Here is a 25,758-nt window from a genome sequence, read left to right on the forward strand (position 1 = left end):
AGCTATCCGGGAGGGCCTTTTGCCTTGCATAATGGAGTCGTAACCACTATAATAAAAGGCAGCAAACGAAGGAGAAAATCGTATGGCTGATAAAAATATTTATACGGTGGTCGTGGCGGACGACGAAGACGAGCTGCGGGAAGCGGTCTGTACCATGACCCCCTGGGAGGCCCTGGGCTTCCATTTGGTGGGCAATGCCAGCAATGGTCTGGATGCCCTGGAACTGGTGGAGCGGTTGGAGCCGGACCTGCTGTTGACCGATATCCGGATGCCTTTTATCTCAGGCATTGAACTGGCCCGCCAGGTGCGTGAGATCCGTCCCGCCATGCACATTGCGTTCTTGAGCGGCTATGATGATTTTGAGTATGCCAAGCAGGCCATTCAGTACAACATCATCAGTTACATGCTCAAGCCGCTGACGATGGACGGTCTGGCTGCGGAACTGAAGGTCATTCACGAAAAGATCGACCAGCGCTATGCCAGCCTGCGTCGTCGGGACAACAACCAGGGGGACCGGGCGGCGTTCCTGATCCCGCTGGTGCTGGAACATTACGACGCAGCCCCGGAGGGACTGGAAAATTCTCTGCGGGAAAATGCGGCGGCCTGCGGCCTGCTGCGCGGTGTGGATGACCGCGCCCTGCTGGTGGTCCTGACGGCGATGATGTCGGACGGCAAGCCCTGTGAGCCGGGCTTTGTGCGCCTGGTGGAGCAGCTGGCCAACAAATATCTGCGCCATTTTGTCTTTCTGTCCAGTGGACGGGCGGTGGCGGTGCTCCTCGGCAATCCCTCGGATTTTGATGAGTATCTGCATATTCTGGCCGATGAGATCTGCCAGTTGACCGAGCGTGCGCTGGGAGAGCGGGTGCTGGTGGGCGTAGGACGCCCGGTGGCCCAGTTCACCCAGCTCAACGGGGCCTACCGGCAGGCGCTGGAAGCGCTGCATGCTGCCGAGGAGAGCGAAGGCGGCGTCAGCTTTACGGCGGATACCCGCAAGGGCGGGGGGCTGTGCGAGCGCGCGCTGGAGATCATCGAACAGCATTACATGGATGAAGACCTTTCGCTGGCGTCTCTGAGCGCTATGCTGGATGTAAGCCCCAACCATCTGAGCGCCTGCATCAAGAAGACAGCGGGGGAGACCTTTATCAATATTCTGGTGCGTCGGAGGATGGAGGCTGCTCAGCAGCTGCTTCTGACCACCAACCTGCAGGTGCAGGAAATTGCCCGTCGCTGCGGCTACTCCGACCAGCATTATTTCAGTTATTGCTTTAAAAAGTACAGCGGAACTTCGCCGGGGGCACTGCGGCGTCAGCGCGCGGCCCAGGCAGCCAGGGAAGGGGCTGTCTCATGAAGCGGTCCTGCCGGCCGCCCCGCACGGCGCCGCTGATCGTTGTTCTGATCACGGCGGTGGCGGCGGTCACGCTGCTGCTGTGCGTGGGAACCTTCCTGCAGAGTTACCGTGCCTCGGTGGTGCAGAGCGCCCGTACCAGCAGTGCCCAGGCGGTAAGCCAGGTTGTGGGAACCGTCAGCAACTATGTGGAGAACCTGGAAGAGACGGTCAACGACGTCATGGAGGAGATGAATGCTCCGGAGGAGAGCCGGGACGCCTACCTCAATGCATGGTTGAACGCCCGCAGTGAGGTGGTGGCCGTGACGACCTACGACGCCGCCGGTACATTGCAGGATTGTTGGGCGTTGGGGCACAAGCCTCGTGGGAAAATTTTTGAAAATCTTTCCTTTGACCTGAGCATGGCCCAATGGTATGACGAGGGTTATATCAGTTCGCCCCATGTGGAATCCATCTTTGAAGGGTACTATCCCTGGGTGGTCACAGTGGTACGCCCCATGCCGGGGGGCGGCAGTGCCAGCTGGGTGGCGGTGGATGTGCGTTTTTCGGGGCTGGGATCCAGCATCAACGGCGTCGGCATCGGCCAGCACGGGTATTGCTACCTGATGGATGAGCATGGCAACATGGTCTATCATCCCCAGCAGCAGCTGCTGTACGCCGGGATCAAGAGCGAGGAAGTGGCCCGGCTGGCCAACCTCGCGGACGGTACCTATGTGGAGGATACCGTCATCTACAGCCTGCAGGATGTACCGGACAGCAACTGGCGGGTGGTGGGCGTCAGTTATATCGACGAGACGGTGAACCAGAGCTTCTGGCAGATGGTCCGCATCACGCTGGCGTCCTCGGTGCTGATTCTGGCGGCGGCGCTGCTGGCCGGATGGGTCATCTCCCATCTGCTCAGCCGCCCGCTGCAGCAGCTGGAAACCGCCATGGAAGAGTTTGAGCAGAATGCCGACGGTTTCACCTATACGCCGGTGGCCGGCACCCGGGAGGTACAGGAACTTTCGGATTCCTTCGGCCATATGGTCGTGCGCATCCAGAAGCTGATGACCACCGTGCGGGAGGAAGAAATCGACCTGCGCAAAACCGAGCTCAAGGCCCTGCAGGCGCAGATCAACCCGCACTTCCTGTACAATACGCTGGACTCCATTGCCTGGATGTGCGAACGCGGAAAGAATGCCGATGCAGTAAAGATGGTCCACGCCCTGGCGCGGCTGTTCCGCATCAGCATCAGCCGTGGACATGAGCTGATCCCCATTGAAAAGGAATTGCAGCATGCAGAATCCTATCTGCTGATCCAGAAATTCCGGTATAAAAACCAGTTCACCTATCATTTTACGGTAGATGAAAGCTGTCTGCACTGCCTGTGCAACAAGATCACGCTGCAGCCGATCATCGAAAATTCCATCACCCACGGACTGGACCTCCTGGTGGACCCGGGACATATTGAGATCGAGGTCTGCTCCGACGGGGATGACATCCTGTTCAAGGTGACCGATGACGGTATAGGCATGTCCCGGGAACAGGTGGCGGAACTTCTGAAGAATGAACCCAGTGACCGCACCGGCATCGGCATCAAGAATGTGAATGACCGGCTGCGGATCTATTTTGGCCCGCAGTACGGCATGTCCATCGAAAGCGTTCCCGACGAGGGAACGACGGTGACCATCCGGATGCCGCGCGTGCCGGAGGACCGGGAGGGCGATTATGATAAAACACAGTAAGCGCCTGCCGGCGCTGCTGGCAGCGCTCTGTCTGCTGGCGGGATGCGCCTCCTCTGCGGCTCAGGTGCCGGAGGAAAACCGTTACAAGGTGGCGCTGGTGGCCAAATCCACCAACACGGATTTCTGGAAAGCGGTTTTTGTGGGGGCGGAAGCGGCAGCCACCGAATACAATATGGACCTGACCATCGATGGTCCCGAGACCGAGGAAGACTACGAGACCCAGAACCGGATGATCGCCGAAGCCGTGGAGAACGGGGCCCAGGCGTTGGTATTTTCGGCCATTGATTTTGATGCCAATGCCCCGGCCATCGAGGAAGCTGCAGATAAAGGAGTCAAGATCGTTGTCATCGACTCGGCGGTGAATACGGAGGATGTGGCAACCTATATTGGCACCGACAACTACAGCGCGGGGCAGATGGCGGCTGAGGCAGCGCTGCAGGGGACCGAAGGCACCCTGAAAGTGGGCATCGTCAATTACGATGTGAACAGTGCCAATGGACAGGACCGGGAGCGCGGCGCGGTGGACACCTTTGCCGAGAGCGGACGGGCCGAAATTGTGGCCACGATCCACACGCTGGCGGAGGCTTCCAGCGCTCAGGAGGATACCCGGAAGATGTTGCAGGACCACCCGGAGATCAATGCGCTTCTGGCCTTTAACGAACCCACCAGCGTGGGGGCGGCTCAGGCGGTGGAGGAGCTGCATCTGCAGAATGCCCTGTGGATGGTGGCCTTTGATTCCAATCTGGTCACAATCGACGCGCTACAGACCGGCGTGGTGGATGCGCTGGTCATTCAGAACACCTACGAGATGGGGTATTTTGGGGTGCAGAGCGCCTACAAACTGCTCAGCGGTCAGCGCAGTGAAGTGGAAAAACACGTGGATACCGCGACCCGCGTCATTAACCGGGAAAACCTGTTTGACCTGGACAGCCAGAAAGTGCTGTTCCCGGTATCCTGAAATAAGAAAAGCCGCCCCGCAGACTTGTGAACTGCCCCAAATTGTGCGGACATCACAAAAAACGCCTGGGGATGTAAGGGAACGGAAGTTTTAGTAAGAGAGGCGTCGCGCCAGCGGCGCCTCTCCAGTTTTTAGCTGGATACGTTCATGGTTATAGAATTGAATATAGCGGTCAATCATCTCGTTGGCCTCTGAAAAGGTAGCTGGTTTGTATCGGTAGATACATTCTGTTTTGAGAATAGAGAAGAAATTTTCTGCCATCGCATTGTCATATGGGTTTCCTCGTCTTGACATAGACGGCGTAATGCCGTATGTTGGAGTCGGCTCAAAATATGCTTGCGAGGCGTATTGAGCACCCTGGTCGCTGTGGAGTTGCAGCGCTTCAGCGACCTTCTTTTTTACTTGCTTCATAGCAAGATGCATGGTATCCAGAAGCAGATTTACTGTTTGTTCCGTTCCGGTTTTGTAAGCTACAATGCAATTATCGTAGAGATCGCGGATCATGGACAGGTACAGTACACCTTGCTTGGTGTGAATGTAGGAAATGTCCGTGCCCCATTTGCTGTTGGGCCTGTCTGCACGGCGAACAAAATCATAATAGCCGCTGCGGGATACACCAAAAAATCTGCACATGACGGACACGGAATATTCTGCTCGGTGCCGGTATATCACCTGGTATTTGAGTTTGGGCCTCACTTCCTTTCGACAGATTGCAGAAAATCCCGCAACAGTTCGTTCTCCATCTTTAGCCTTTTGTTCTCGTATTTGTACTCCGCCAATGTCTTGGCTGGCTTTCTTCCCCGCTGTTTAGGAAGGACCTTTTCCTGCTTGTGTCGTGCGCGGCAGAGCAAATCTTTTACTGCTCTCTCACTTTGCGATCTCTTCCTCGTTTTCCCTTCCGCCTGCAGTTGCTGGACGTCTGGAAGAAGTGCCTTCACTTTTTCATAGTTCCTGGTCATTAAAATACCCCCTGATGTAGTACTTCCATTTTCCTACATCAGGGGGCGTTTTGTCTATTGTCTGATTTTACTGGTTCGGTTCATCTTCATTGCTGTTAAAAAGATTACCGGCGGGGTTTGCGTTTGCGCACGCTGTAGCCGAAGGTACCCAGGCGGCGGCCCAGGGCCAGGTAATCCCCGTGGGAGTAGACGATCAGCCGTGCCTTGTTCAGACAGAGCTTGCCGTCCTCATTCAGCAGGGATTCGTCCACGTCCACGGCCACACATTCGGCCAGGAAAAGATCATGGCTGCCCAAGGAGATCACCTGGGTGACTTTGCATTCCAGATTGACCGGACTTTCTTCCACCAGCACGGTACCCACTTTGGCGGCGGGCACGGGGGTCAGTTTCATGGCGGCAAATTTATCCACATCCCGCCCGCTTTTGACACCGCACCAGTCCACGGCGCGCACCAGCGATTCGGTGGGCAAGTTGACGACGAACTCGCCGCTCTCCTTGATCAGGTGATGGCTGTAGCGCTCGGGACGCACACTGATGGACAGCATGGGCGGCTGGGTGCAGATGGTGCCGCACCAGCCCACCGTGATCAGATTCGGCTTATCGGGGCTGCCGCAGCTTACCAGCACCGGCGGTTCGGGGTTGAGCAGGGTGGAACCCTTCCAGACCTGACGGCTCATGCATCTTCCTCCTTGCTGCGTGTAAAATTGGGGGTCGTCTCACTGATGATGTAACGCGGACGGCGCTTGGTTTCCATATAGATTTTGCCGATGTATTCGCCGATGACACCCAGGCAGATCAGCTGTACACCGGACACAAAGCAGATAATGCTGGTCATGCTGGCCCAGCCGGACACCGTCATGCCGAGAGCCGCCTCCACCACAGCCCACAGCACGCCGATAAAGCTGATCAGAGCTACCAGCACCCCGAAGCCGGTGATGAAACGGATGGGCTTGATGGACAGACTTGTGATGCCGTCAAAGGCCAGGGAAAGCATCTTGGACAGGGGATAATGGCTTTCTCCGGCGAGGCGCTCGTGACGTTCGTAGGTCACGCAGGTGGATTTGAAGCCGACCAGCGGCACCATGCCGCGCAGAAACAGATTGACCTCTTTGAACCGGGCAAATTCCTGCAGCACACGGGCGCTCATCAGGCGGTAGTCCGCGTGATTGAAAACCACCTCGGCGCCCATCGCGTTGAGCAGTTTGTAGAAACTTTCCGCGGTGAAACGCTTGAAGAAAGTATCGGTATCGCGTTTGCTGCGTACGCCGTAGACGACGTCACAGCCGTCGCGGTAGGCATCCACCATCCCATCCATGGCGTTGATGTCGTCCTGCCCATCACAATCGATGGAAATCGTGATGTCACAGCGGTCCTTGGCTTCCATCAGACCGGCCAGCACGGCATTCTGGTGGCCTCGGTTGCGGCTCTGGCAGATCCCTACATAGTGCGGGTCGGAGGCGGCTAGCTCATGGATGATGGCCCAGGTGCGGTCCTTGGAACCGTCGTTCACGAAGAGCACCCGGCTGTCGGAACTGATCTTGCCGGCAGCCGCCAGGTCGGTGATTTTTTTCAGAAACTGCGGTGCCGTGAGGGGGAGCACTTCCTGCTCGTTGTAGCAGGGAATCACGATATAGAGAACAGGTGTTTGACGGTTTTCCATAGCAATCATACCTCGGTCGGAAGAGTCGTCGCGGACGCTCTGGCAAGTGGTCTTCCCTGTGGTACGGGAGCATCCACCTGCGTAGCAAATGAAAACGATTCAGGAATGTAATGTAAACGCATCCATTATAACATAGAACGGTCTGGAACTTCAATCATTGCACCATGGAACGCAGCCGGTTAGGCGCCAACAATTTGAAGCTGCGCCGGAACAGCTCGATCAGTCCCTCCTCCTGCATACGGCCCAGTTCCCTGCACAGGGCGCTGCGGTCGCAGTTCAGATAGGAGGCCAGCTCCGCCCGGGTCAGCGGCGTGTCAAAGGTGTCTGCACCGGCTTCCTCCCGCTGCTCCAGCAGCCACAGGCAGATGCGTCCGCGCAGACTCTTGCAGCACAGCAGTTCCAGGCGGCGGTCCAACGCAAAGTATTTGCTGCTGATGGTCTGGAGCCAATTGTGCAGCAGCTGCAGATGAGCCGGATGCAGCGCACCGCAGGGGCGCAGCAGGGCCTCGCAGGGGAGGTACAGAACCAGGCAGGGGGCCGCTGCCGTTACGTTGACGGGACTCTTGCTCTGCCCGCCGGCCAGTACATCGGCAAAAACGCCGCCCGGCCCCATGCGGGCCATGACTACTGCCGTGCCGTCGGGCATGGGCTTGGCCGCCACGATTTCGCCCTCCAGCACGATGCCCACTTCCCGGGTCGGATATCCGGCCATCAGCAGCAGCTCGCCGCGATCATACCGGCGCATGTGGGGGGCAAAACAGGTCATCAGTGTTTCCAGGTCCCGGTCTGGCATGCCCTGCAGTAAACTGGTGCGGCGCAGCACCTCATAATAAGGGGTATAGTCCATACACAACCTCACAAGAGACTGTTGCCAAGGCAACAGACAATTTTTTAACATTATAGTATAGTGAGGCCGCAAATGCAATAAGGAGGAATGGCATTATGAATTTCAAGCGTATCTGGGCGACCGTTACGGCGGCGGCCCTGTGTGTTTCCCTGGCGGGCTGCGGGGCGGCTTCGTCCACGGCTTCTTCTGAGGCTGCTACGGCGGAGTCTGCACCGGCATCCTCTGCGGTGGCGGAAGCGACCGCCAGCCCGGAAACCGCAGCGGAGGGGCTGCGTGTGGCCGGCCTGAAAGGCCCCACCACCATGGGCCTTGTCAACCTGATGGAGAGCGATGACGGTGCCAACTACACCTTTACGATGTACGGCGCGGCAGACGAGATCGTGCCGCTGCTGGTCAAAGGGGATCTGGATGCGGCGGCTATCCCGGCCAATCTGGCGGCGACCCTCTACCAGAAGACCAGCGGTCAGGTGGAAGTGGCCTGCGTCAACACGCTGGGTGTTCTCTACATTGTGGAAAACGGTGATACCATCCAGTCGGTGGCTGACCTCAAGGGCCAGACCATTGTGACCACCGGCAAGGGCACCACGCCGGAGTACGTGCTGCGCTATGTGCTGAGCGAGAACGGTATTGATCCGGACAACGACGTCACCATCGAGTACTGCAGCGAATCCACCGAAGCATTGAGCAAGGTCCAGGCCGGGGAGGCAACCATTGCCATGCTGCCTCAGCCTTTCGTGACCAGCGCGCTGTCTCAGGTCGAGGGCCTGCGTGTGGCGTTGGATATGAATGAGGAATGGCAGAAGGTTGCCGGTTCCCAGCTGGTCACCGGTGTGCTGGTGGTCCGCAAGGATGCGGTGGAAGCCGATCCCGATGCATTCGAGGAGTTCCTGAACGGTTATGCGGCCAGTGTGGAGGCGGCCAACACCGATCTGGAAGGCACGGCAGCCCTCTGTGAAAGCTATGGCATCGTGGCCAAGGCGGCACTGGCCCAGAAGGCACTGCCGGAGTGCAACATTGTCTTTGAGCGCGGCGAACAGATGAAGACCGATCTGGTCAACTACTTCCAGGTCCTTTACGACGCCGATCCCACCAGTGTGGGCGGCGCTATGCCGGCCGACGATTTCTACTATGGCGTCTAAGTACCGGGAATGTCTGATCGCTATTGTAGCCTGGGTCATCGTTTGGCAGATCGCCGCGGTGACACTGGGCCACGGTGGACTGTTCCTGGCTACCCCGCTGCAGACGCTGCGGGCGCTGGGGCTTTTGCTCCCGACATCCGCTTTCTGGCACCGTATTGCTTTCAGTGCGTTGCGCATTGTGGCCGGTTTTGTGCTGGCTGTGGTGGGCGGTCTGGTGCTGGGAGCGGCAGGCGCCCGATGGCATGCCGTGCGGGTCTTTGTGGATCCTGTGATGCAGCTCATCCGCGCTATGCCGGTGGCAAGCTTTGTCATTCTGGCGCTGTTGTGGGTCAGCGGCAGCAATCTTTCGGTAATTGTCAGCTTCACCCATGTGCTGCCGGTGGTCTACGCCGGTGTGTTGGCGGGAATAGCCGATACAGACCCCCAGCTTCTGGAAATGGCACGGGTCTACCGATTGCCCTGGATGGCGCGGCTGCGCTATATCTGGCTGCCGGGAATCTTCCCGTCTTTCAGTGAAAGCTGCATCGCGGCCATGGGGATGTGCTGGAAAAGCGGTGTTTCGGCCGAGGTCATCGGTTTGCCGGATCATTCGGTGGGGGACGCACTGTATCGCGCCAAGATCACCCTCTCCACGCCTGACGTTTTTGCCTGGACACTGGTGATCGTGCTGCTGTCGGCGTTGTTGTCGGCGGTGGCGGCCCGGCTGCTGCGTGCGGCCAAAGTGCGGCTTTGCGGGGAGGTGACGGCATGAGCATCATCATGGACGACCTCTGTAAGCGTTTCGGAGAAAAGACCGTCCTCGATCACTTCAGCTGGACGGTGAACCGCCCGATGGTGCTCATGGGACCTTCCGGTTGTGGCAAAACTACACTACTGCGCATCCTGCTGGGATTGGAACGCTTGGATTCCGGGACTGTTACGGGAGCGGAAACACCGGCGGCGGTGTTTCAGGAAGACCGGCTTTGCCCGCAGCTGACGGCAGGGGACAATCTTGTCCTGACGGGCCATGGTCTGACGCTGCGGGAAGCCGAGACGGAGCTGCGAACGCTGGGGTTCGCTGAAAGCGACCTGAAGCTGCCGGCCTGCCGGCTGTCCGGCGGACAGAAACGCCGGGCTGCCCTGCTGCGGGCGCTGCTCTGCAAGGACGCGAAGACCTTGCTGATGGACGAACCTTTCACCGGGATGGACGCCGAACTGGTGGTTCAGGCGGCGGCTGTCACGGTGCGTCTGGCGGGAGCGCGGCCGGTGATCCTTGTCACCCATGATGCGGCGGCCGCCGAAATGCTGGGCTGGCCGGTGCGGCACTTTGAGGAATAAAACCAACAAAACGGAGACACCCTGATGGTGGGTGCCTCCGTTTTGTTATATAAGGGCTTCCAGGATGGCGTTCTGTACGATCATGCCGGAGGGGGTAAGCCGCAGGCGGCTGCCGTCAAACAAGGCATAGCCGCTGGCCACGCAATGGCGCAGAAATGCCATCTGGGCTTTGGTGAAATGTCCGCCCCATTGGGCATACTCGTCCAGATCCAGCCCGCGGTTCAGCCGCAGCTGCATGAGCAGAAAGTCTTCGGCATCGCATTGTCCTTCTTCCTGTTCCACGGCACGGCCGTCTAGGAAAGACTGCACATCGTCGGGCCAATAACGGCGCACATTCTGGATGCAACTGTGGGCTGCCGGTCCCACGCCCCGGTAATCCCGGCAGTTCCAGTACAGAAGATTGTGCCGCCCCTCATGGCCGGGCCGGGAGAAGTTGCTGATCTCGTATTGCTGGTAACCGGCTTCGGCCAGCCGTTTTACCGCATATAGATAAAAGTCGGCGGCCTCGTCAGGGCCGGGCAGACCGTCGGGAGGGAATTTCGCAAAGGCGGTGCCGGGTTCAATCTTCAGGAGGTAGGCGGAAATGTGGGTACAGCCGCCTTGCTGCAAAAGGTCCAGCGTGGCATCGAATTCGGCGTTGGAATAGTTGGGGAGGGCCAGCATGATGTCGCCGCAGATCTCGGGAAAACCGGCCTGCCGTGCCCATTGCAGCGCTTCGGCGGCTCCGGCCGCGGTGTGGGTGCGCCCCAGACGCTTCAGTTGGACATCATCGGCGCTCTGAACGCCGAAACTGATACGGGTCACCCCGGCGGCCCGGAAACCCTGCAGGGACTGCGGCGTTACGGCATCCGGGTTGGCTTCCAGGGTGATTTCGGAACCCGGCAGCGGATTGACAGCCTGGATTAGGATGGAAACCTGGGCAGGGGAGAGCAGGGCCGGTGTACCGCCGCCGAAATAAAGGGTGTCGGGACGGCGGCGGTTTTTCTCTAACTCCCGCAGCAGGGCATCCACATAGGGCTGGGGGACGCCGAGGGCGCCCGGTGCCGAGTAGAAATCGCAGTAGCGGCACTTGGATTTGCAGTAGGGAATGTGCAGATAGATACCAAAAGAATCCATTCTTGACTTTTTTCCTTTTCTATAGGATACTGTTAACAGGTCCTTCATAAATTTGTGATGGTTTTCACATCTTTTATGGCTATAATACCGTATTAAGAAAGGGGAATCAACCATGTACCAAAATTACAATGACATTTCTTATGCGGAAAGCCCGTTTGGCACGCTAAGTCAGTATATGACCAAAACTTTCGGCTGGATGTTCGCCGGTTTGCTGGTGACCTTTGCCGTCGGCATCGGTACCGTGACCAGCGGTCTGGTCTGGCTGTTTGCCTCCACCGGCCTGATCTTCCTTACCGCTATTGCCGAACTGGTGATGGTGTTCGTGCTCTCGGCCCGGATTACCCATATCCAGCCCGGTACCGCTACCGGTCTGTTCTTCGGCTATGCCGTGCTCAACGGCGTCAATCTTTCCACCATCTTCCTGGTGTACGATGTGGGCAGCCTGGTGCTGGCCTTCCTGGTGGGCGCCGTCTATTTCGGGGTCATGGCCGTCTACGGTGCGACCACCCGGCGTGATCTCACCGGCTGGGGGCCGAAGCTGTTTGCCGGTCTGATCGCCATGCTGGTCTGCTCCCTGGTAGGCAGCCTGTTCAGCCTGTTCGGCGTGCGCTTCGGCCTGATGGACCTGGTACTCTGCGCCATCGGTCTTCTGATCTTCATGGGGCTGACTGCCTATGATACCCAGATGCTCAAGCATCATTACGCCTACTTCGGCGGGGATGCGGCGATGCTGCACAAGGCTTCCATCATCGGTGCGCTGAATCTGTATCTGGATTTCATCAACATTTTCCTGTATATCCTGCGCATGGTCGGTCGCCGCAACGACTGATCTGCCGGAAAGGGAGGGCCTGCGGGCCCTCCTTTTTGCGTCGTGCCAGCCTTGACAAATTCCGGCGGGCTGGCTATACTAATATTCGTATTGAAAAAACACGCTGACGGAGAAAGTACGTGCGGGGTCTTGGGACCAGAGAGGGCGGTCATCGGCTGTAAGCCGCCTGCGAAGCACCCGCACCGAAGTTCGCTCCCGAGTGGTGCGCGGGAACAGCTGCCCCAGGGCAGTCCAGTAGTGCGCAACGGTCCTGCACCGTTACCGGCAGACAAAGAGTGCCGCATCCCAGGATGCGGAACACGGGTGGTACCGCGGAGTTTTGGAACGTCAAGGCTTCGTCCCTGAGCAAATCCAGGGACGAGGCCTTTTTTGTATGCCCCGCCCCGTACAGAGCAGAGGTGCACTATGGAAGAAAAAATCAAGGAATTGCGCGCCGCCATCGAGCAGGCGGGCGCGGCCGTCGCCAATGAGGCGGAACTGTCGGAGTTCTGGCAGAAGTTTCTGAGCAAGAATGGTGCGGTGGCCGGTCTCACCAAGGCGCTGCGCGACGTGCCCAAGGAAGACCGTCCTGCCATGGGCAAGACCATCAACGAGTTCAAGAACTGGGCAGAGGGGCAGTACCAGGCGCTGTCTGCCCAGGTGGAGAAGGCAGCATTGGCCGCCCGCAATGCGGCGGAAACGGTGGACATCACGCTGCCGGCCAAGACCCGCACCACCGGCAATCTGCATCCCATCACCCTCGTCAAGAACGAGATCGTGGATGTTTTCTCCGGCATGGGCTTTGAAATCTACGAGGGCCCTGAAATCGAGGACGATGACCACAATTTCACCCGCCTGAACGTGCCGAAGAACCATCCGGCCCGCGACATGCAGGATACCTTCTATGTGGCCGACGACATCGTGCTGCGTACCCAGACCAGCGGCGGCCAGATCCGTGTCATGGATATGGAAAAGCCGCCCATCAAGGTGCTGGTGCCCGGCCGTGTGTTCCGTTCGGATTCCGACGCCACCCACAGTCCCATGTTCCATCAGATGGAAGGTCTGGTCGTGGATAAGGGCATCACCCTGTGCGACTTGCAGGGCATGCTGGACAAGTTTGTCCAGGCGCTGTTCGGACCCGAGGTCAAGACCCGGCTGCGTCCGTCCTACTTCCCCTTCACCGAACCCAGCGTGGAGGTGGATGTTTCCTGCTTTGAGTGCGGCGGCAAGGGCTGCTCGCTGTGCAAGCACACCGGCTGGATCGAGGTCCTGGGCGCCGGCGTGGTGCATCACAGCGTGCTGGAGAACTGCGGCATCGATCCGAAGGTCTATTCCGGCTTTGCTTTCGGCATCGGCATTGAGCGTATTGCCATGCTCAAGTACGGCATCAACAACATCGGCCTGATGTTTGAAAACGATCTGCGTTTCCTGAAGCAGTTCGAAGATTGAGAGGGGGAAGTCTGGAATGAAAGTACCATTCAGCTGGCTGAAACAGTATGTAGAAATTGACGTCACCGCCGAAGAACTGGAAAAGAAGCTCTTTGACTGTGGTTTTGAGGTGGAAGAGCTCATCGACCTGTCCGCAGACATCGACAAGGTCGTCGTTGGCGTTGTGAGCGAGTGTGTCCCGCAGGAGGGAACCCATCTGCACATCTGCAAGGTGGATTGCGGTGAATACGGCCACGATATCCAGATCTCCACCGGTGCCCCCAATGTCTATGAGGGCATGCACACCCCTGCGGCACTGGACGGCTCCACGCTGCCCGGCGGCGTGAAGATCAAGGCCAAACCGCTGATGGGCGTTGAGTCCAACGGCATGCTCTGCAGCGGTGAGGAACTGGGCCTCAACGAGGACCTGTATCCCGGAGCCGAAGTCTACGGCCTTCTGGATCTGCCCAAGGACACCGTCCCCGGCACACCCATCCAGCAGGTCGTTGGCCTTGACGACTATATCTTCGATATTGCCGTTACCTCCAACCGTCCCGACTGCCAGAGCGTTCTCGGCATCGCCCGTGAAGTGGCGGCCGTGCTGGGCAAGCCCCTGAAGATGCCGGCCATCGATTATACCGAGTCCGACACCACCGATCCCCGTCTGTCCATCACGGTGGAGGCACCGGATCTCTGCCCGCGGTACATCGGCCACTACGTGCACAACATCACGCCGGGCCCCTCGCCCCGCTGGATGCGCCGCCAGCTGGCCCTGTGCGGTCTGCGCAGCATTTCCAACGTGGTGGACATCACCAACTATGTCATGCTGGAAATCGGTCAGCCCATGCACGCTTTTGATATGGACACGCTGGAAAGCTGCCAGATCATTGTCCGCCGCGCCAAAGACGGCGAGGAGATCACCACGCTGGACGGCAAGGAATTCAAACTGACCCCCAACAACCTGGTCATCTGCGACGGCAGCAAGCCGGTGGCGCTGGCTGGCGTCATGGGCGGTCTGAACAGCGAAATCAAGGATACCACCACCCAGCTGCTCTTTGAGTCTGCCAAGTTTGCCCGGGACAACATCCGCAAGACGGCCCGCGGTCTCGGCCAGAACACCGATGCCTCCAGCCATTACGAGAAAGGCATTTCGGAGTACACCACCGAGCTGGGCATGGCCCGCGCCCTGCATTTGATTCAGGAGCTGGGCTGTGGTGAAGTGACTGCTACCCACTTCGACTGCTCGGCAGGTGCGCCCCGGGAGGGTAAGAAATTCACCGCCACCATCAGCGGCATCAACGCCATTCTCGGCATCACGGTGCCCACCGACGCGGTGCTGGATATTCTGCGCCGCCTGCAGTTCGAGGTGGAGCTGCAGGCTGACGGCGATACCATGGAGGTCACTGCGCCCCGCTGGCGTGAGGACATCGAGATCGGTGAGCCGGATCTGGCGGAGGAAGTCATCCGTGAGTACGGGTACGAACACATCAAGCCCACCTTCCTGAAAGCAGCGCAGGTGACCACCGGCGGCCTGACCACCGTTCAGAAGGCCCGTGCCAAGGCCAAGCGTGCCATGTGCGCCCAGGGCTTCTATGAGGCCGAGACGCTGGCTTTCTACGCCGATGCCGACCTGGACATGCTGCACATCGCTCCCGACGCGCCGGAGCGCAACGTCATCCGCATTCTGAATCCCATCTCCTCCAACCTGACGATCATGCGTTCTCTGCTGGCACCGTCTCTGCTCAATGTGGTGGTGGAGAACCTGAAGAAGGGCAACAACGACGGTCGTCTGTTCGAACTGTCCAACATCTATATCCCCAAACAGCAGCCCGTCACCGAACTGCCGGAGGAACGTCTGCACCTGGGCTTCGCAGCCTGGGGCGACGGTGAAGACTTCTTTGCCGTCAAGGGGGCTGTGGAGGCGCTGGGCGCTGCCTTCGGCACCGACCTGACGGTGGAGCGCGCCGCCGACGTGGCCTGGCTGCATCCCGGCATTGCCGCGTACATCCTCTGCAAAGGGGAGCGTATCGGCGTCTTCGGCAAGCTGGCCAATGATGTGACCGCCGAACTCAAGCTGCCCAAGGACAGCCGCAGCAACCAGAACATCTACCTGGGCGAGATCGACTGGCCCAAGTTCTACGATCTGGTGCCCAAGGCGCTGCACTACACGCCGATTCCTGAACTGGCGCCGGTCCAGCGCGACCTGGCACTGGTGGCCCCGGAGGAAACCGAGTGCGGTGCTTTGATGGCCGAAATGCAGCGTGCCTGCAAGCAGCTGACCAAGGTGGAACTGTTTGATATCTACCGCGGCGAGAAGCTGGGCGCGGGCAGGAAGAGTATGGCATTCAGCCTCTACTTCCAGCCCGGCGAAAAAGCCTTTACGCCCGAGGAGATCGACCGCTTCATCAAGAAGATCCTGGGCAACCTGAAATTCAAACTCGGCATCGAGATCCGCGAGTGATCCGGCCGTAAAAACCGCCGTGTTCCGTGAAGGAGCACGGCGGTTTTGCTTGCAATTTCCGTCCCAAAGGCGTATAGTAAAAACGACTTTGACGAGGTGAAGACAAGTATGGCAAAAATTCGTCGGGACGATGATCCCTATAAAACACGGCATCTGCCTCCCATCCAGGTGCCCGAGCCGACGCCGGAACCGCCCCGGCCGGAAGAGCATACCCCCCAGGCAGAACCGCCGCGCCGCCGTAAGCAGAGCGGCTCCGCAGGCGGCGGAAAGCACAGCAGATCCAATGTGATTTACAACGTGTTGATGTTCATCTGCCTGGCGGTCTTTCTGGTCAGTGGTGGCATTTTGGCCAAGCGGTATTACGATGACCGCCAGACCGAGAATGAGTTTGCCAATCTGCAGTCCATGATCGATACGGATGCCGCGGCCACGGGGGAGGAGAGCAACAGCGCCAAGTTTGCTGCCCTGCGGGACCAGAACGGCGATTTCATCGGCTGGATCTCCATCGAGGGAACCAATCTGGATTTCCCGGTGATGTTTGCCCCGGACAATAAGGATTTCTACCTGCGGCATGATTTCAATAAGGAATACAGCGTCTACGGGGTGCCTTATCTCGATGAAAAGACGACGCTGGGGGCCAACGACCAGAGTGAAAACCTCATCGTCTATGGGCACAACATGAAGACCGGCACGATCTTCGGCTGCCTGACCGGCTACAAAAAGGCGGATTACTACACTGAACATCCCCGGATCCAATTTGATACGGTGTACGGGGATGGAACCTACGAAGTATTCGCCGCCTTCGCCATTGACGTGGTGAACGATACGAGTTTTGCCTACAATCAGTACGTGGATCTGGACGAAGCGCAATACAACGAGTATGTGGAGGAGGTCATTTCCCGCAGCGATGTGGACACCGGAATCCGTCCGAGCTACGGCGAGCAGCTGCTGACCCTATCCACCTGCGAGTATTCCAGTGACAATGGCCGGTATGTGGTCGTGGCACGCCGGGTAGATGACAAATAAAATTAAGTTTTCAATGCCAATACCTCATTTTATTTTGTAAAGGCGGCAAAAGGAAGCGGCGTGCTGCTTTTGGCTTGCTGACTCTTCCAAAATGTGGTATGCTGAGAGCTGCGCAAGGACTCGGAAAGGTTCTTATGGTGTAAGAAACCGGAAAGGGAGAATGCGCAAGGCGGGCGGTCGTTGCCCTTGACGGCCGCCCGCTTTTTTGTACAAACGGGTAGACATTTTCGGCCCAATCGAATATACTGGTAATCAGTATACCTGTTTCTATAAAGGAAAACACAAGAATTCTAAATACATAGTTATCACACCTGCAACAGGGAGGAGTACGCCAATGTGTGGAATCGTAGGCTTTACGGGGGCGGCGCAGGCCGCGCCGATTTTGCTGGACGGACTTGCCAAACTGGAATATCGCGGCTATGATTCGGCCGGACTGGCGGTGCAGAATGCTGCCGGCAAGATCGAAGTGGTCAAGGCCAAGGGGCGCCTGAAGGTCCTGCATGAAATGACCGACGGCGGTAACGCTGTGCCGGGAAGCTGCGGGATCGGTCACACGCGCTGGGCTACCCATGGGGAGCCTTCGGTGGTCAACGCCCATCCGCATTATTCCCGGGACCAGAAGATCGCCGTGGTGCACAACGGCATCATCGAAAACTACCTGGAGATCAAGGAACGCCTGGTCAACCGTGGATATACCTTTGTCTCCCAGACGGATACCGAGGTGGTGGCCCAGCTGCTGGACTACTACTACACCGGGGAATCGGCCGGTGATGCACTGGATGCCATCTCCCGCATGATGCTGCATGTGCGCGGCTCTTATGCGCTGGGCATCCTTTTCGCGGATCAGCCCGGCACACTGTATGCTGTGCGCAAGGACAGCCCACTGATTGTCGGTCAGTGCGAGAACGGCTCCATCATCGCTTCCGATGTGCCGGCGCTGCTCAAGTACACCCGCACCGTCTACTACATCGACAATCTGGAGATTGCGCGCCTGACGCCGGACTCCATCGAGTTCTTCAATATCGACAAAGAACCTGTCAGCCATGAGACTACCACCATTGAGTGGGATGCTGAGGCGGCCGAAAAGGGCGGCTATGAGCATTTCATGATGAAGGAGATCCACGAGCAGCCGGCCGCCGTGCGGGATACCATCTCCCCCCGTTTGAAGGACGGCAAGATCGATCTGTCGGAGCTGGCCCTGGATGAGGAGGCCATCCGCACGGTGCGCCGCGTCTATATCATCGGCTGCGGTTCCGCCTACCATGTGGGCATGGCGGCCCGTTACGTCTTCGAGAGTCTGGCCCGTCTGCCGGTGGAAGTGGATGTGGCCAGCGAGTTCCGCTACCGCAATCCGGTGCTGGAGAAGGATTCCCTGGCGCTGGTGATCAGCCAGAGCGGCGAGACTGCCGACACGCTGGCTGCCCTGCGTCTGTGCAAGGAACGGGGCGTCCGGACCATCGGCATTGTGAACGTGGTGGGCTCCAGCATTGCCCGGGAGGCGGATGCCACGATGTACACCTGGGCAGGACCGGAAATTTCGGTGGCTACCACCAAGGCGTACAGCACCCAGCTGGCGGCCTGCTATCTGCTGGCCACAGAGTTTGCCCGGGTGCGCGGCACACTGGTGGACGGCCAGTATGAGAACCTGGTCGCCGAGATGGAGGCGCTGCCCGACAAGATTGAAAAGATTCTGGCAGACAAGGAGCGAATCCAGTGGTTTGCCAGCAAGTATGCCAATGCGAAGGACGCTTTCTTCATCGGACGCGGACTGGACTATGCCACGGCGCTGGAAGGCAGTCTGAAATTCAAGGAGATCAGCTACATCCACTCGGAGGCTTTTGCCGCGGGCGAAATGAAGCATGGCCCCATCTCTCTGGTGGAGAACGGTACGCTGGTGGTGGGAATCCTGACCCAGCCGGATCTCTTCGAGAAGAGCGTCTCCAACATGGTGGAGGTCAAGAGCCGCGGTGCGTTCCTCATGGGTCTGACCACCTACGGCAATTACAGCATTGAGGACACAGCCGGATTCACGGTTTATGTTCCCAAGACCGATCCGCATTTTGCCACGAGCCTGGCCGTCATTCCGCTGCAGCTGCTGGCCTATTATGTCAGCTGCGCCAAGGGGCTGGATGTGGATAAACCCCGCAATCTGGCCAAGAGCGTGACGGTCGAATAAGATCCGTCGCTTTATTTGCCAAAATTTGTTGTCTATTTTTGGGTAGTTTTCGCCCCGTTTGCCTCGTTTGCCGCAAGACAAACGGGGCAGATTTGTGTTATAATACTGCCATATAGAGCAATTTCCGATCTTCGGATCGATGGAAGATAAAAGGAACAAACAGACTCATGCTACAGGATTCCAAACAAATCATCAAAGGTCTGCCCCGGCGTATCGCCCTGATGCTGCTGGACTGCGGACTGATCGTTTTCTGTTACTGGCTGGCCGTCATGCTCCGGTTCGACAGCGGTGAGGCCTACCAGCGCGCCGAGGTCTTGCGGGCGATGGCACCCATGCTGTACTATGTGCTGCCCATCTACATGATCGTGTTCTGGTTCGGCGGCTTGTACGAGATCATGTGGGAGTACGCCGGCATGCGGGACCTGGCCAGGCTGACCTGTCTTTCCGGGTTGGCCACCGGCCTGATCATGCTCTTCGATCTGTTTTACCGCAGCCGCCCCATCAGCGGCGCAGTACTGATCTTCGGCGCGGTCTTCAATACGGCGGCCATTGCCGGTGTACGCTTTTTGTGGCGGCTGATCAAGACCGTGCGTGGTGCCCGCTCCCACAAACAGGAAAACCCCACGCCGCTGCTCATTGTCGGCGCGGGCAATGCCGGCGCCTGGGCCGTCAACCTCTGCAAAAACAAGAACCAGAGTTTCGGGGATCCCATCTGCATGGTGGACGATGATCTGACCAAGAAGGGGCTGCGCGTGCAGGGCGTTCCGGTACGGGGCACCATTTCGGATATTCCGGAACTGGTACGGAAATACCACATCATGGAAATCGTCATCGCCATCACGACAGTCAAAGGCGATCGCCTGAGCGAAATCATCAACCTCTGCAACTCCACCCATTGCCGGGTTCGGATGCTGTCCGATCCCCAGGCGGTGGACGAGAACGGCAACCCGGTGGCGGCCGGCTTCCGGGAACTGAACACGGCGGACTTCCTCTCCCGAGACGAGATCCAGCTCAACAATGCCCAGATCTCGGAGTACCTGCACGATAAGGTCGTGCTGGTCACGGGCGGCGGCGGTTCCATCGGCAGTGAACTCTGCCGGCAGATCATGCGCTACCAGCCCCGGCGGCTGCTCATTTTTGACATTTACGAAAACTGCGCCTATGAGCTGGAGACCGAACTGCGCAACAAGTACGGTGCCGATGCGCCGGTCATCACGCTGATCGGCTCTATCCGGGACAAGGAACGTTTGGATGAGGTATTCGACACCTACCATCCGTCGGTCGTCTTCCATGCCGCAGCCCACAAGCATGTGCCGCTGATGGAAATCAGCCCGGCGGAAGCGGTCAAAAACAACGTTTTCGGCACCAAGAATCTGCTCACCTCTGCGGCGGAACACGGCGTGGAGCGTTTTGTGCAGCTGTCCACCGACAAGGCGGTCAACCCCACCAACGTCATGGGCTGTACCAAACGGCTGTGTGAGATGCTGATCCAGTCCTTTGACGGCGGTACCGATATGAAGTGCATGGCGGTCCGCTTCGGCAACGTGCTGGGCAGTCATGGCAGTGTCATCCCGCTGTTTGAGGAACAGATCAAGCGCGGCGGCCCTGTCACCATCACCCATCCCGACATTGTCCGGTATTTCATGACCATCACCGAGGCGGCCCAGCTGGTGCTGCAGGCCGGCGGTCTGGCCAAAGGCGGCAGCATCTATGTGCTGGATATGGGAAAACCTGTGAAGATCATGGATCTGGCCAATCGTCTGATCCGTTTCTATGGCTATGAGCCGGGGGTCAACATGCAGATCAAGATCACCGGTCTGCGACCTGGTGAGAAGCTCTACGAGGAACTGCTCATGGACACCGAGCAGGACAAGATGCGCAAAACGGCGCACAACAAGATCTTCATCGCCCCGCCCATGCAGATCGATCTGGCTGATTTCTACAATGGCCTGCAGGCGCTGCTGGTGGCGGCCCATCACAACGACGACGCGGTGGTGGAGTGCCTGCAGCATATGGTGCCGAGTTACCATCCCAACCGCCGTGTCCGTGCCGACCACACGGTGGTGGCGATGAATGGCAACACCGGCCTTTTCTCCAAAGAAGAAATCGAGAAACAGATGAAGGAACGGCAATCCGAAAACCCGGCGAAGGAGGGCTGACGCCGTGTATCAACGCTATATCAAACGCCTGCTGGATTTTTTGCTCTCGCTGGCGGCGGTCATTGTGCTGGCAATTCCTATGGCCATCATTGCCATCTGGATCAAATGTGATTCCCCGGGACCGGTCTTTTTCAAGCAGCGCCGGGTAGGGCAGGGCAAGACCCACTTCAATATCCTGAAATTCCGCACCATGCGCGGGGACACCCCCCATGATGTGCCGACACATCTGCTCAAGAACCCCGACAGCTACATTACCAGAAGCGGTGCGTTTCTGCGCAAGACCAGTCTGGATGAGCTGCCCCAGATCTACAACATTCTGGTAGGGCAGATGAGCATCATCGGGCCTCGCCCGGCTTTGTACAACCAGTATGACTTGATTGAGGCGCGGGATAAGGTCCACGCCAACGATATCCGCCCCGGTCTGACCGGGCTGGCGCAGGTCAATGGCCGCGATGAACTGCCCATCGATGTGAAAGCAAAGTACGATGGTGAGTATGCGGCCCACCTGACCTTCGGCATGGACTGCAGCATCTTCTTCCGCAGCTTCACCTATGTGTTCCAGCGCCGCGGTGTCGTCGAGGGCGGCACCGGGGCAATGGACGCTTCCCAAAAGGATACGTCGTCAAAATGACGGAGCTTTTACCCCGCTGAATTCCGCTTCAGCGGGGTGTTTTTTGCAGATGAACGAAAATTGTACAAGAAAATCTTGCTTTTTTCGTTAAAATATGTTGCAAAAGTCAACAGGATTGTGTAAAATATACATCAAGAGCTTTCTGTTTTCGGGCAGTTTACCAAAAGGCATTTTGCCAAATCGCCCAAATGAACCAAAGGGGAGTTACAGACTATGGCGAACAGGGTATTCCAGAACGTGGTGTACCAGATGAAAGAGGCCGTTGACCGCGTGGTCGGCGTCGTGGATGAAACCGGTACGGTAATCTCCTGCTCCGAACTGGGGCAGATCGGCGAAGTGCGCGACGGAGTGGCCGCCGTGCGGCAGACGGCCGGGGACGCCTTTGTGCGGGACGGATATTCCTACCACCAGTTCTCCAATGCCAAGCACAATGACTATGCGGCTTTTGTGGAGGGCACCGACCCCACGGCGGCACAGTTTGCGGCGATGCTGTCCATCAGCCTGCAGTGCATCAAGCAGTACCATGATGAGAAGTTTGACAAAACCAACTTCATCAAGAATGTGGTGCTGGACAACATCCTGCCCGGCGATATCTATGCCAAGGCGCGGGAGCTGCATTTCATCTCGGATGCACAGCGGGTGGTGCTGCTCATCCGTGTGACCTCCGGCAACGATATCTCGGCCTATGATGTGGTCAGCGGCCTCTTCCCGGACAAGCAGAAGGATTTCGTCTTCAACATCAGCGAGAGCGATACCGTCCTGGTCAAGGAGATCAAGCCTGACAACAACACCCGGGATATGGAAAAACTGGCCACCTCCATCGTGGATACGCTCCAGGGGGACCATTACATCAAGGCTGTGGTGGGTATCGGTACGCCCATCAACAACATCAAGGATCTGGCCTCCAGCTTCAAGGAAGCCCAGATCGCGATGGAAGTGGGCAAGGTGTTTGATACCGAGCGCCAGGTCATCAGCTACGATCACCTGGGGATCGCCCGTCTGATCTATCAGCTGCCCACCACGCTGTGTGAGGCATTCCTGCGGGAAGTCTTCAAACAGGAGAGCATTGATTCGTTGGATGCCGAGACACTGTTCACCATCCAGCGCTTCTTTGAAAACAACCTCAACGTTTCCGAAACGAGCCGTGGGCTGTTCGTGCACCGCAACACGCTGGTCTATCGTCTGGAGAAGATCCGCAAGCTGACCGGTCTGGATCTGCGCAACTTTGACGATGCCATCGTCTTCAAGGTGGCGCTGATGGTCAAGAAGTACCTCTCCGCCAACCCGGCCAAATATTAAACGGTATTCGGGTCCCGCCGACAGGCGGGGCTTTTTTTGTATGGACAGCCGTAAAACTGCCCAAATTCCTGACAGAAGCGGCGGAGCCGGTACTTGAAAAGGACGTCTGGTTGTGCTATAATACTTAACTGGTAATTATCGGCTCAAAGTCAAAAGCCTGAATGAATACAAACGAGGGGGACCCATATTTATGTCCGGACATAGCAAATGGAACAATATCAAGCGTAAGAAGGAAAAGACCGACGGCGCCCGCGCCAAGGTGTTCACCAAGATCGGCCGCGAGATCGCTGTTGCTGTCAAGGAAGGCGGTTCCAACCCTGCCTCCAACTCCAAGCTGGCGGCCCTGATCACCAAGGCCAAGGCCAACAGTGTGCCCAACGATAACATCCAGCGCATCATCAAACGCGCCGAAGGCGGCGACAAGGCGGATTACGAAGCCATGACCTACGAGGGCTACGGTCCCGGCGGTGTGGCAGTCATGGTGGAGACCCTGACCGATAACCGCAACCGTACGGCGGCCAACATGCGCCACTACTTTGATAAGTTCGGCGGTAACCTGGGCCAGATGGGCTGCGTCAGCTTCATGTTCACCCAGAAGGGCGTTATCGTTGTGGATCTGGAGGACAAGGATCCCGATGAACTGATGATGGATGCCCTGGATGCCGGTGCAGAGGATTTTGACGCCGGGGAGGAAGCCGCCCAGGTCACCACCACGCCGGAAAACTTCACTGCGGTCTGCGATGCGCTGCAGAACAAGGGATATACTTTCATCTCCGCCGATGTGGCGCAGGTGCCCGCCACCACCACCACGCTGACCGATCCCGACCAGCTGACCCAGATGGGCAAGCTGCTGGATGCGCTGGACGATGACGACGACGTGCAGAACGCCTGGCATTCGCTGGAGAATGAGGAAGACCTCGACCGATAAGAGGAAAAGGAGAGAGCGAAGGGCCAAACCCAGCTCTCTTTTCTTGTTTTAACGAAAGGAACTTCTATGGCGGAACTTCTTTGCCCGCATTGCCTGCAGCCTCTTGCGGGCGGGTACCACGGGGACTGTCCCCATTGCGGCCGATCGCTGGAAAACCAGAATCCCGAAGGAGCGCTGCCGCTGGGCACCCAGCTGGCGGGACGCTACACGGTGGGCAGCTATCTCAGCGCCGACGGCGACGGACTTTCTTACCGGGGCGTGCTCAATGAGGAAAAAAGGTTCGTCCTGATCAAAGAATACTTCCCGGTGACGCTCTGCAACGGACGCAGCGCCGACGGAGCCCTGATGCCCAAGGAGGGCAAGGAGGTGCTGTTCAAAACCAGCCGGATGGATTTCAAGGATCTGTACGATGACCTCCACAATCTGACACCGGCCACCGGACTGAGCACGATCCTGGATGTCATGGAAGAAAACAATACCGTCTATGCCGTGGAGGAAAGCGAGAAAGGCATGACGCTGACGCATTATCTGAGTCTGCGCAGCCGCACGCTGACGCCTGCCGAAGCCCGGACGCTGCTGCAGCCCATCATGGAGGGCGTCACCCAACTGCACAAAGCAGGGCTGATCCATCGCGGCATCTGCCCGGACAATATTCTGCTGCCCATTGATGGTACAGCCCGGCTGACCGGCTATGGAACGTTGGCTCTGCGCACCGGCGGCAGCGAACTGAAGAGTCAGCTGTATCCGGGATATGCGGCGCCGGAACAATATTCGGCGGCGGAGTTCAGTGGCCGCTATACAGACGTCTATGCCCTGGCGGCAGTCTGCTACAAACTGGTGACGGGCCAGACCCCGGTTTCGGCGCCCCAACGCAAGGTGCGGGACAGCCTGGAGTCGGCACACAGCCTGGAAGCCGGTGTGCCGACCTGGTTTTCCCAGGTGCTGGCCTGCGCCTTGCGTCTGGATCCCGCACGCCGGATGCAGACGGTGCCGGAACTGATGAGCGCTCTCACCGACCCCAATGTGGCCAATGCCATGTTTGAGCGGGGGGATAATCAGATCAGTACCCGCAAAATTATGGCGGTCTCGCTGGTTGTGATCGTTGTGCTGGCGATTTTGTTGGTCTGGAGCCTGCTGGATACCAGCGGAAACAACCGTGCGGAGACACCGGTGCCGACTCAGACAGCCAGTGACAGCGCACAGAGCGGGGAGGCGTCCTCCCAGGCGACGGAAACCATCCCGGACCTGGTGGGAAAGCGCTATGCCAGCGAGATCAAGGACAATGACCTGTATACGGGATACCGCATCGTCATGACCGAAGAAAACAGTTCCGAGATTGCGGCGGGAATTGTCATCAGCCAGGATCCGGTGGCGGGAACCCTCAAGACCGAGGAGGGGGAGATCATCCAGATCGTGGTCAGCAAAGGCCCGAACCTGGTGGAAATGCCGGATATCATCGGTTTCACCCAGTCCAATGCCAGCAAGCAGCTGGATGAGCGGGGCATCCAGTACAAGATGCAGATCGTGGAAAACGACGGCACCATGGCGGAAGGCTGTGTGGCCAAGACCGATGTGCTGGCCGGAACCAAGTTTGACGCCGGAAAGACCATCGTCAGTGTTTTCATTGCCGGAGAGCGGGATGATACGCTGGTGGCAACCACCGGTGACGGCGAAAGCCAGAGCGGTGCAGACAGCGCAGCCTCGGATTCCGCACAGAGTCAATGAAGCAAAATCCCACCTGCCGCAAAGCAGGTGGGATTTATTGTTATCCACGGAA

Annotated in this window: 22 protein-coding genes; 16 read left to right on the top strand and 6 right to left on the bottom strand. The window is 58.1% G+C overall.

Features of this window, described 5'->3' with window-relative positions:
- Positions 1–82: 82 nt before the first annotated feature.
- Genes NQ490_RS12960 through NQ490_RS12970 form a run of 3 tightly spaced genes read left to right on the top strand, consistent with a single transcriptional unit; the run spans position 83 to position 4,027 of the window.
- Positions 83–1,348 (top strand): helix-turn-helix domain-containing protein, encoded by a 1,266-nt coding sequence (locus tag NQ490_RS12960; RefSeq protein WP_007046744.1) that lies wholly within the window; start codon positions 83–85, stop codon positions 1,346–1,348.
- Entirely contained in the window at positions 1,345–3,069 is a 1,725-nt protein-coding gene (locus tag NQ490_RS12965; RefSeq protein ID WP_007046743.1) for a cache domain-containing sensor histidine kinase, read from the top strand. Before NQ490_RS12960 ends, NQ490_RS12965 begins: the two co-directional genes overlap by 4 nt.
- Positions 3,053–4,027 (top strand): substrate-binding domain-containing protein, encoded by a 975-nt coding sequence (locus NQ490_RS12970; protein WP_007046742.1) that lies wholly within the window; start codon positions 3,053–3,055, stop codon positions 4,025–4,027. The genes NQ490_RS12965 and NQ490_RS12970 overlap by 17 nt, the downstream gene beginning before the upstream one ends.
- Positions 4,028–4,117: 90 nt before the next feature.
- Here NQ490_RS12970 and NQ490_RS12975 read toward each other — a convergent pair whose 3' ends face one another.
- From NQ490_RS12975 to NQ490_RS12995, 5 genes are all read right to left on the bottom strand, one after another.
- On the bottom strand, positions 4,118–4,660 hold the full coding sequence (locus NQ490_RS12975) for an IS3 family transposase (RefSeq protein ID WP_242655003.1): 543 nt from the start codon (positions 4,658–4,660) through the stop codon (positions 4,118–4,120).
- A gap of 59 nt (positions 4,661–4,719) precedes the next feature.
- Positions 4,720–4,986 (bottom strand): hypothetical protein, encoded by a 267-nt coding sequence (locus NQ490_RS12980; protein WP_007046740.1) that lies wholly within the window; start codon positions 4,984–4,986, stop codon positions 4,720–4,722.
- Between the two features lie 104 nt (positions 4,987–5,090).
- Complete coding sequence (locus NQ490_RS12985; protein ID WP_007046739.1) at positions 5,091–5,663, bottom strand: flavin reductase family protein; 573 nt, start codon at positions 5,661–5,663, stop codon at positions 5,091–5,093.
- Complete coding sequence (locus NQ490_RS12990) at positions 5,660–6,655, bottom strand: glycosyltransferase family 2 protein (protein ID WP_007046738.1); 996 nt, start codon at positions 6,653–6,655, stop codon at positions 5,660–5,662. The genes NQ490_RS12985 and NQ490_RS12990 overlap by 4 nt, the downstream gene beginning before the upstream one ends.
- A 145-nt stretch (positions 6,656–6,800) precedes the next feature.
- Entirely contained in the window at positions 6,801–7,493 is a 693-nt protein-coding gene (locus NQ490_RS12995) for a Crp/Fnr family transcriptional regulator (RefSeq protein ID WP_007046737.1), read from the bottom strand.
- A 95-nt stretch (positions 7,494–7,588) separates the two neighbouring features.
- On the opposite strand from NQ490_RS12995, the gene NQ490_RS13000 reads away from it, so the two are divergent.
- Genes NQ490_RS13000 through NQ490_RS13010 form a run of 3 tightly spaced genes read left to right on the top strand, consistent with a single transcriptional unit; the run spans position 7,589 to position 9,949 of the window.
- Positions 7,589–8,632, top strand: a complete 1,044-nt coding sequence (locus tag NQ490_RS13000; RefSeq protein WP_007046736.1) for an ABC transporter substrate-binding protein — start codon at positions 7,589–7,591, stop codon at positions 8,630–8,632.
- Positions 8,622–9,383 (top strand): ABC transporter permease, encoded by a 762-nt coding sequence (locus NQ490_RS13005; RefSeq protein WP_007046735.1) that lies wholly within the window; start codon positions 8,622–8,624, stop codon positions 9,381–9,383. Before NQ490_RS13000 ends, NQ490_RS13005 begins: the two co-directional genes overlap by 11 nt.
- Positions 9,380–9,949 (top strand): ATP-binding cassette domain-containing protein, encoded by a 570-nt coding sequence (locus NQ490_RS13010; protein ID WP_007046734.1) that lies wholly within the window; start codon positions 9,380–9,382, stop codon positions 9,947–9,949. Before NQ490_RS13005 ends, NQ490_RS13010 begins: the two co-directional genes overlap by 4 nt.
- A 45-nt stretch (positions 9,950–9,994) precedes the next feature.
- Here the strand turns inward: NQ490_RS13010 and hemW are convergent, their stop codons facing one another.
- Entirely contained in the window at positions 9,995–11,065 is a 1,071-nt protein-coding gene (hemW, locus tag NQ490_RS13015) for a radical SAM family heme chaperone HemW (protein ID WP_007046733.1), read from the bottom strand.
- Positions 11,066–11,177: 112 nt separating this feature from the next.
- Here hemW and NQ490_RS13020 point away from each other — a divergent pair, with 112 nt between their 5' ends.
- The 10 genes from NQ490_RS13020 (at position 11,178) to NQ490_RS13065 (ending at position 25,706) form a co-directional block, all read left to right on the top strand.
- Complete coding sequence (locus NQ490_RS13020) at positions 11,178–11,894, top strand: Bax inhibitor-1/YccA family protein (protein ID WP_007046732.1); 717 nt, start codon at positions 11,178–11,180, stop codon at positions 11,892–11,894.
- A gap of 405 nt (positions 11,895–12,299) precedes the next feature.
- Positions 12,300–13,322 (top strand): phenylalanine--tRNA ligase subunit alpha, encoded by a 1,023-nt coding sequence (pheS, locus tag NQ490_RS13025; RefSeq protein ID WP_007046731.1) that lies wholly within the window; start codon positions 12,300–12,302, stop codon positions 13,320–13,322.
- A gap of 16 nt (positions 13,323–13,338) precedes the next feature.
- Entirely contained in the window at positions 13,339–15,762 is a 2,424-nt protein-coding gene (gene pheT / locus NQ490_RS13030; RefSeq protein ID WP_007046730.1) for a phenylalanine--tRNA ligase subunit beta, read from the top strand.
- Between the two features lie 108 nt (positions 15,763–15,870).
- Complete coding sequence (gene srtB / locus NQ490_RS13035; protein ID WP_084759115.1) at positions 15,871–16,788, top strand: class B sortase; 918 nt, start codon at positions 15,871–15,873, stop codon at positions 16,786–16,788.
- 334 nt (positions 16,789–17,122) lie between these two features.
- Entirely contained in the window at positions 17,123–18,964 is a 1,842-nt protein-coding gene (glmS, locus tag NQ490_RS13040; RefSeq protein ID WP_007046727.1) for a glutamine--fructose-6-phosphate transaminase (isomerizing), read from the top strand.
- Positions 18,965–19,131: 167 nt separating this feature from the next.
- Positions 19,132–21,123 (top strand): polysaccharide biosynthesis protein, encoded by a 1,992-nt coding sequence (locus NQ490_RS13045; protein ID WP_007046726.1) that lies wholly within the window; start codon positions 19,132–19,134, stop codon positions 21,121–21,123.
- 4 nt (positions 21,124–21,127) lie between these two features.
- On the top strand, positions 21,128–21,754 hold the full coding sequence (locus NQ490_RS13050; RefSeq protein WP_007046725.1) for a sugar transferase: 627 nt from the start codon (positions 21,128–21,130) through the stop codon (positions 21,752–21,754).
- Between the two features lie 213 nt (positions 21,755–21,967).
- Entirely contained in the window at positions 21,968–23,053 is a 1,086-nt protein-coding gene (locus NQ490_RS13055; protein WP_007046724.1) for a PucR family transcriptional regulator, read from the top strand.
- Between the two features lie 190 nt (positions 23,054–23,243).
- Positions 23,244–23,981 (top strand): YebC/PmpR family DNA-binding transcriptional regulator, encoded by a 738-nt coding sequence (locus tag NQ490_RS13060; protein ID WP_007046723.1) that lies wholly within the window; start codon positions 23,244–23,246, stop codon positions 23,979–23,981.
- A gap of 66 nt (positions 23,982–24,047) precedes the next feature.
- Positions 24,048–25,706, top strand: a complete 1,659-nt coding sequence (locus NQ490_RS13065) for a protein kinase domain-containing protein (protein ID WP_007046722.1) — start codon at positions 24,048–24,050, stop codon at positions 25,704–25,706.
- The last annotated feature ends 52 nt before the right edge of the window (positions 25,707–25,758 follow it).

Origin of the sequence: Subdoligranulum variabile (genome assembly GCF_025152575.1) — a bacterium.
GTDB classification, from domain to species: Bacteria; Bacillota; Clostridia; order Oscillospirales; family Ruminococcaceae; genus Gemmiger; species Gemmiger variabilis.

What these genes read in the sequence shown, in the direction of transcription:
- NQ490_RS12960 (WP_007046744.1), top strand. Translation starts at nt 83, where the DNA reads ATGGCTGATAAAAATATTTATACGGTGGTCGTGGCGGACGACGAAGAC.
- NQ490_RS12965 (WP_007046743.1), top strand. Translation starts at nt 1,345, where the DNA reads ATGAAGCGGTCCTGCCGGCCGCCCCGCACGGCGCCGCTGATCGTTGTT.
- NQ490_RS12970 (WP_007046742.1), top strand. Translation starts at nt 3,053, where the DNA reads ATGATAAAACACAGTAAGCGCCTGCCGGCGCTGCTGGCAGCGCTCTGT.
- NQ490_RS12975 (WP_242655003.1), bottom strand. Translation starts at nt 4,660, where the DNA reads ATGTGCAGATTTTTTGGTGTATCCCGCAGCGGCTATTATGATTTTGTT.
- NQ490_RS12980 (WP_007046740.1), bottom strand. Translation starts at nt 4,986, where the DNA reads ATGACCAGGAACTATGAAAAAGTGAAGGCACTTCTTCCAGACGTCCAG.
- NQ490_RS12985 (WP_007046739.1), bottom strand. Translation starts at nt 5,663, where the DNA reads ATGAGCCGTCAGGTCTGGAAGGGTTCCACCCTGCTCAACCCCGAACCG.
- NQ490_RS12990 (WP_007046738.1), bottom strand. Translation starts at nt 6,655, where the DNA reads ATGATTGCTATGGAAAACCGTCAAACACCTGTTCTCTATATCGTGATT.
- NQ490_RS12995 (WP_007046737.1), bottom strand. Translation starts at nt 7,493, where the DNA reads ATGGACTATACCCCTTATTATGAGGTGCTGCGCCGCACCAGTTTACTG.
- NQ490_RS13000 (WP_007046736.1), top strand. Translation starts at nt 7,589, where the DNA reads ATGAATTTCAAGCGTATCTGGGCGACCGTTACGGCGGCGGCCCTGTGT.
- NQ490_RS13005 (WP_007046735.1), top strand. Translation starts at nt 8,622, where the DNA reads ATGGCGTCTAAGTACCGGGAATGTCTGATCGCTATTGTAGCCTGGGTC.
- NQ490_RS13010 (WP_007046734.1), top strand. Translation starts at nt 9,380, where the DNA reads ATGAGCATCATCATGGACGACCTCTGTAAGCGTTTCGGAGAAAAGACC.
- hemW (WP_007046733.1), bottom strand. Translation starts at nt 11,065, where the DNA reads ATGGATTCTTTTGGTATCTATCTGCACATTCCCTACTGCAAATCCAAG.
- NQ490_RS13020 (WP_007046732.1), top strand. Translation starts at nt 11,178, where the DNA reads ATGTACCAAAATTACAATGACATTTCTTATGCGGAAAGCCCGTTTGGC.
- pheS (WP_007046731.1), top strand. Translation starts at nt 12,300, where the DNA reads ATGGAAGAAAAAATCAAGGAATTGCGCGCCGCCATCGAGCAGGCGGGC.
- pheT (WP_007046730.1), top strand. Translation starts at nt 13,339, where the DNA reads ATGAAAGTACCATTCAGCTGGCTGAAACAGTATGTAGAAATTGACGTC.
- srtB (WP_084759115.1), top strand. Translation starts at nt 15,871, where the DNA reads ATGGCAAAAATTCGTCGGGACGATGATCCCTATAAAACACGGCATCTG.
- glmS (WP_007046727.1), top strand. Translation starts at nt 17,123, where the DNA reads ATGTGTGGAATCGTAGGCTTTACGGGGGCGGCGCAGGCCGCGCCGATT.
- NQ490_RS13045 (WP_007046726.1), top strand. Translation starts at nt 19,132, where the DNA reads ATGCTACAGGATTCCAAACAAATCATCAAAGGTCTGCCCCGGCGTATC.
- NQ490_RS13055 (WP_007046724.1), top strand. Translation starts at nt 21,968, where the DNA reads ATGGCGAACAGGGTATTCCAGAACGTGGTGTACCAGATGAAAGAGGCC.
- NQ490_RS13060 (WP_007046723.1), top strand. Translation starts at nt 23,244, where the DNA reads ATGTCCGGACATAGCAAATGGAACAATATCAAGCGTAAGAAGGAAAAG.
- NQ490_RS13065 (WP_007046722.1), top strand. Translation starts at nt 24,048, where the DNA reads ATGGCGGAACTTCTTTGCCCGCATTGCCTGCAGCCTCTTGCGGGCGGG.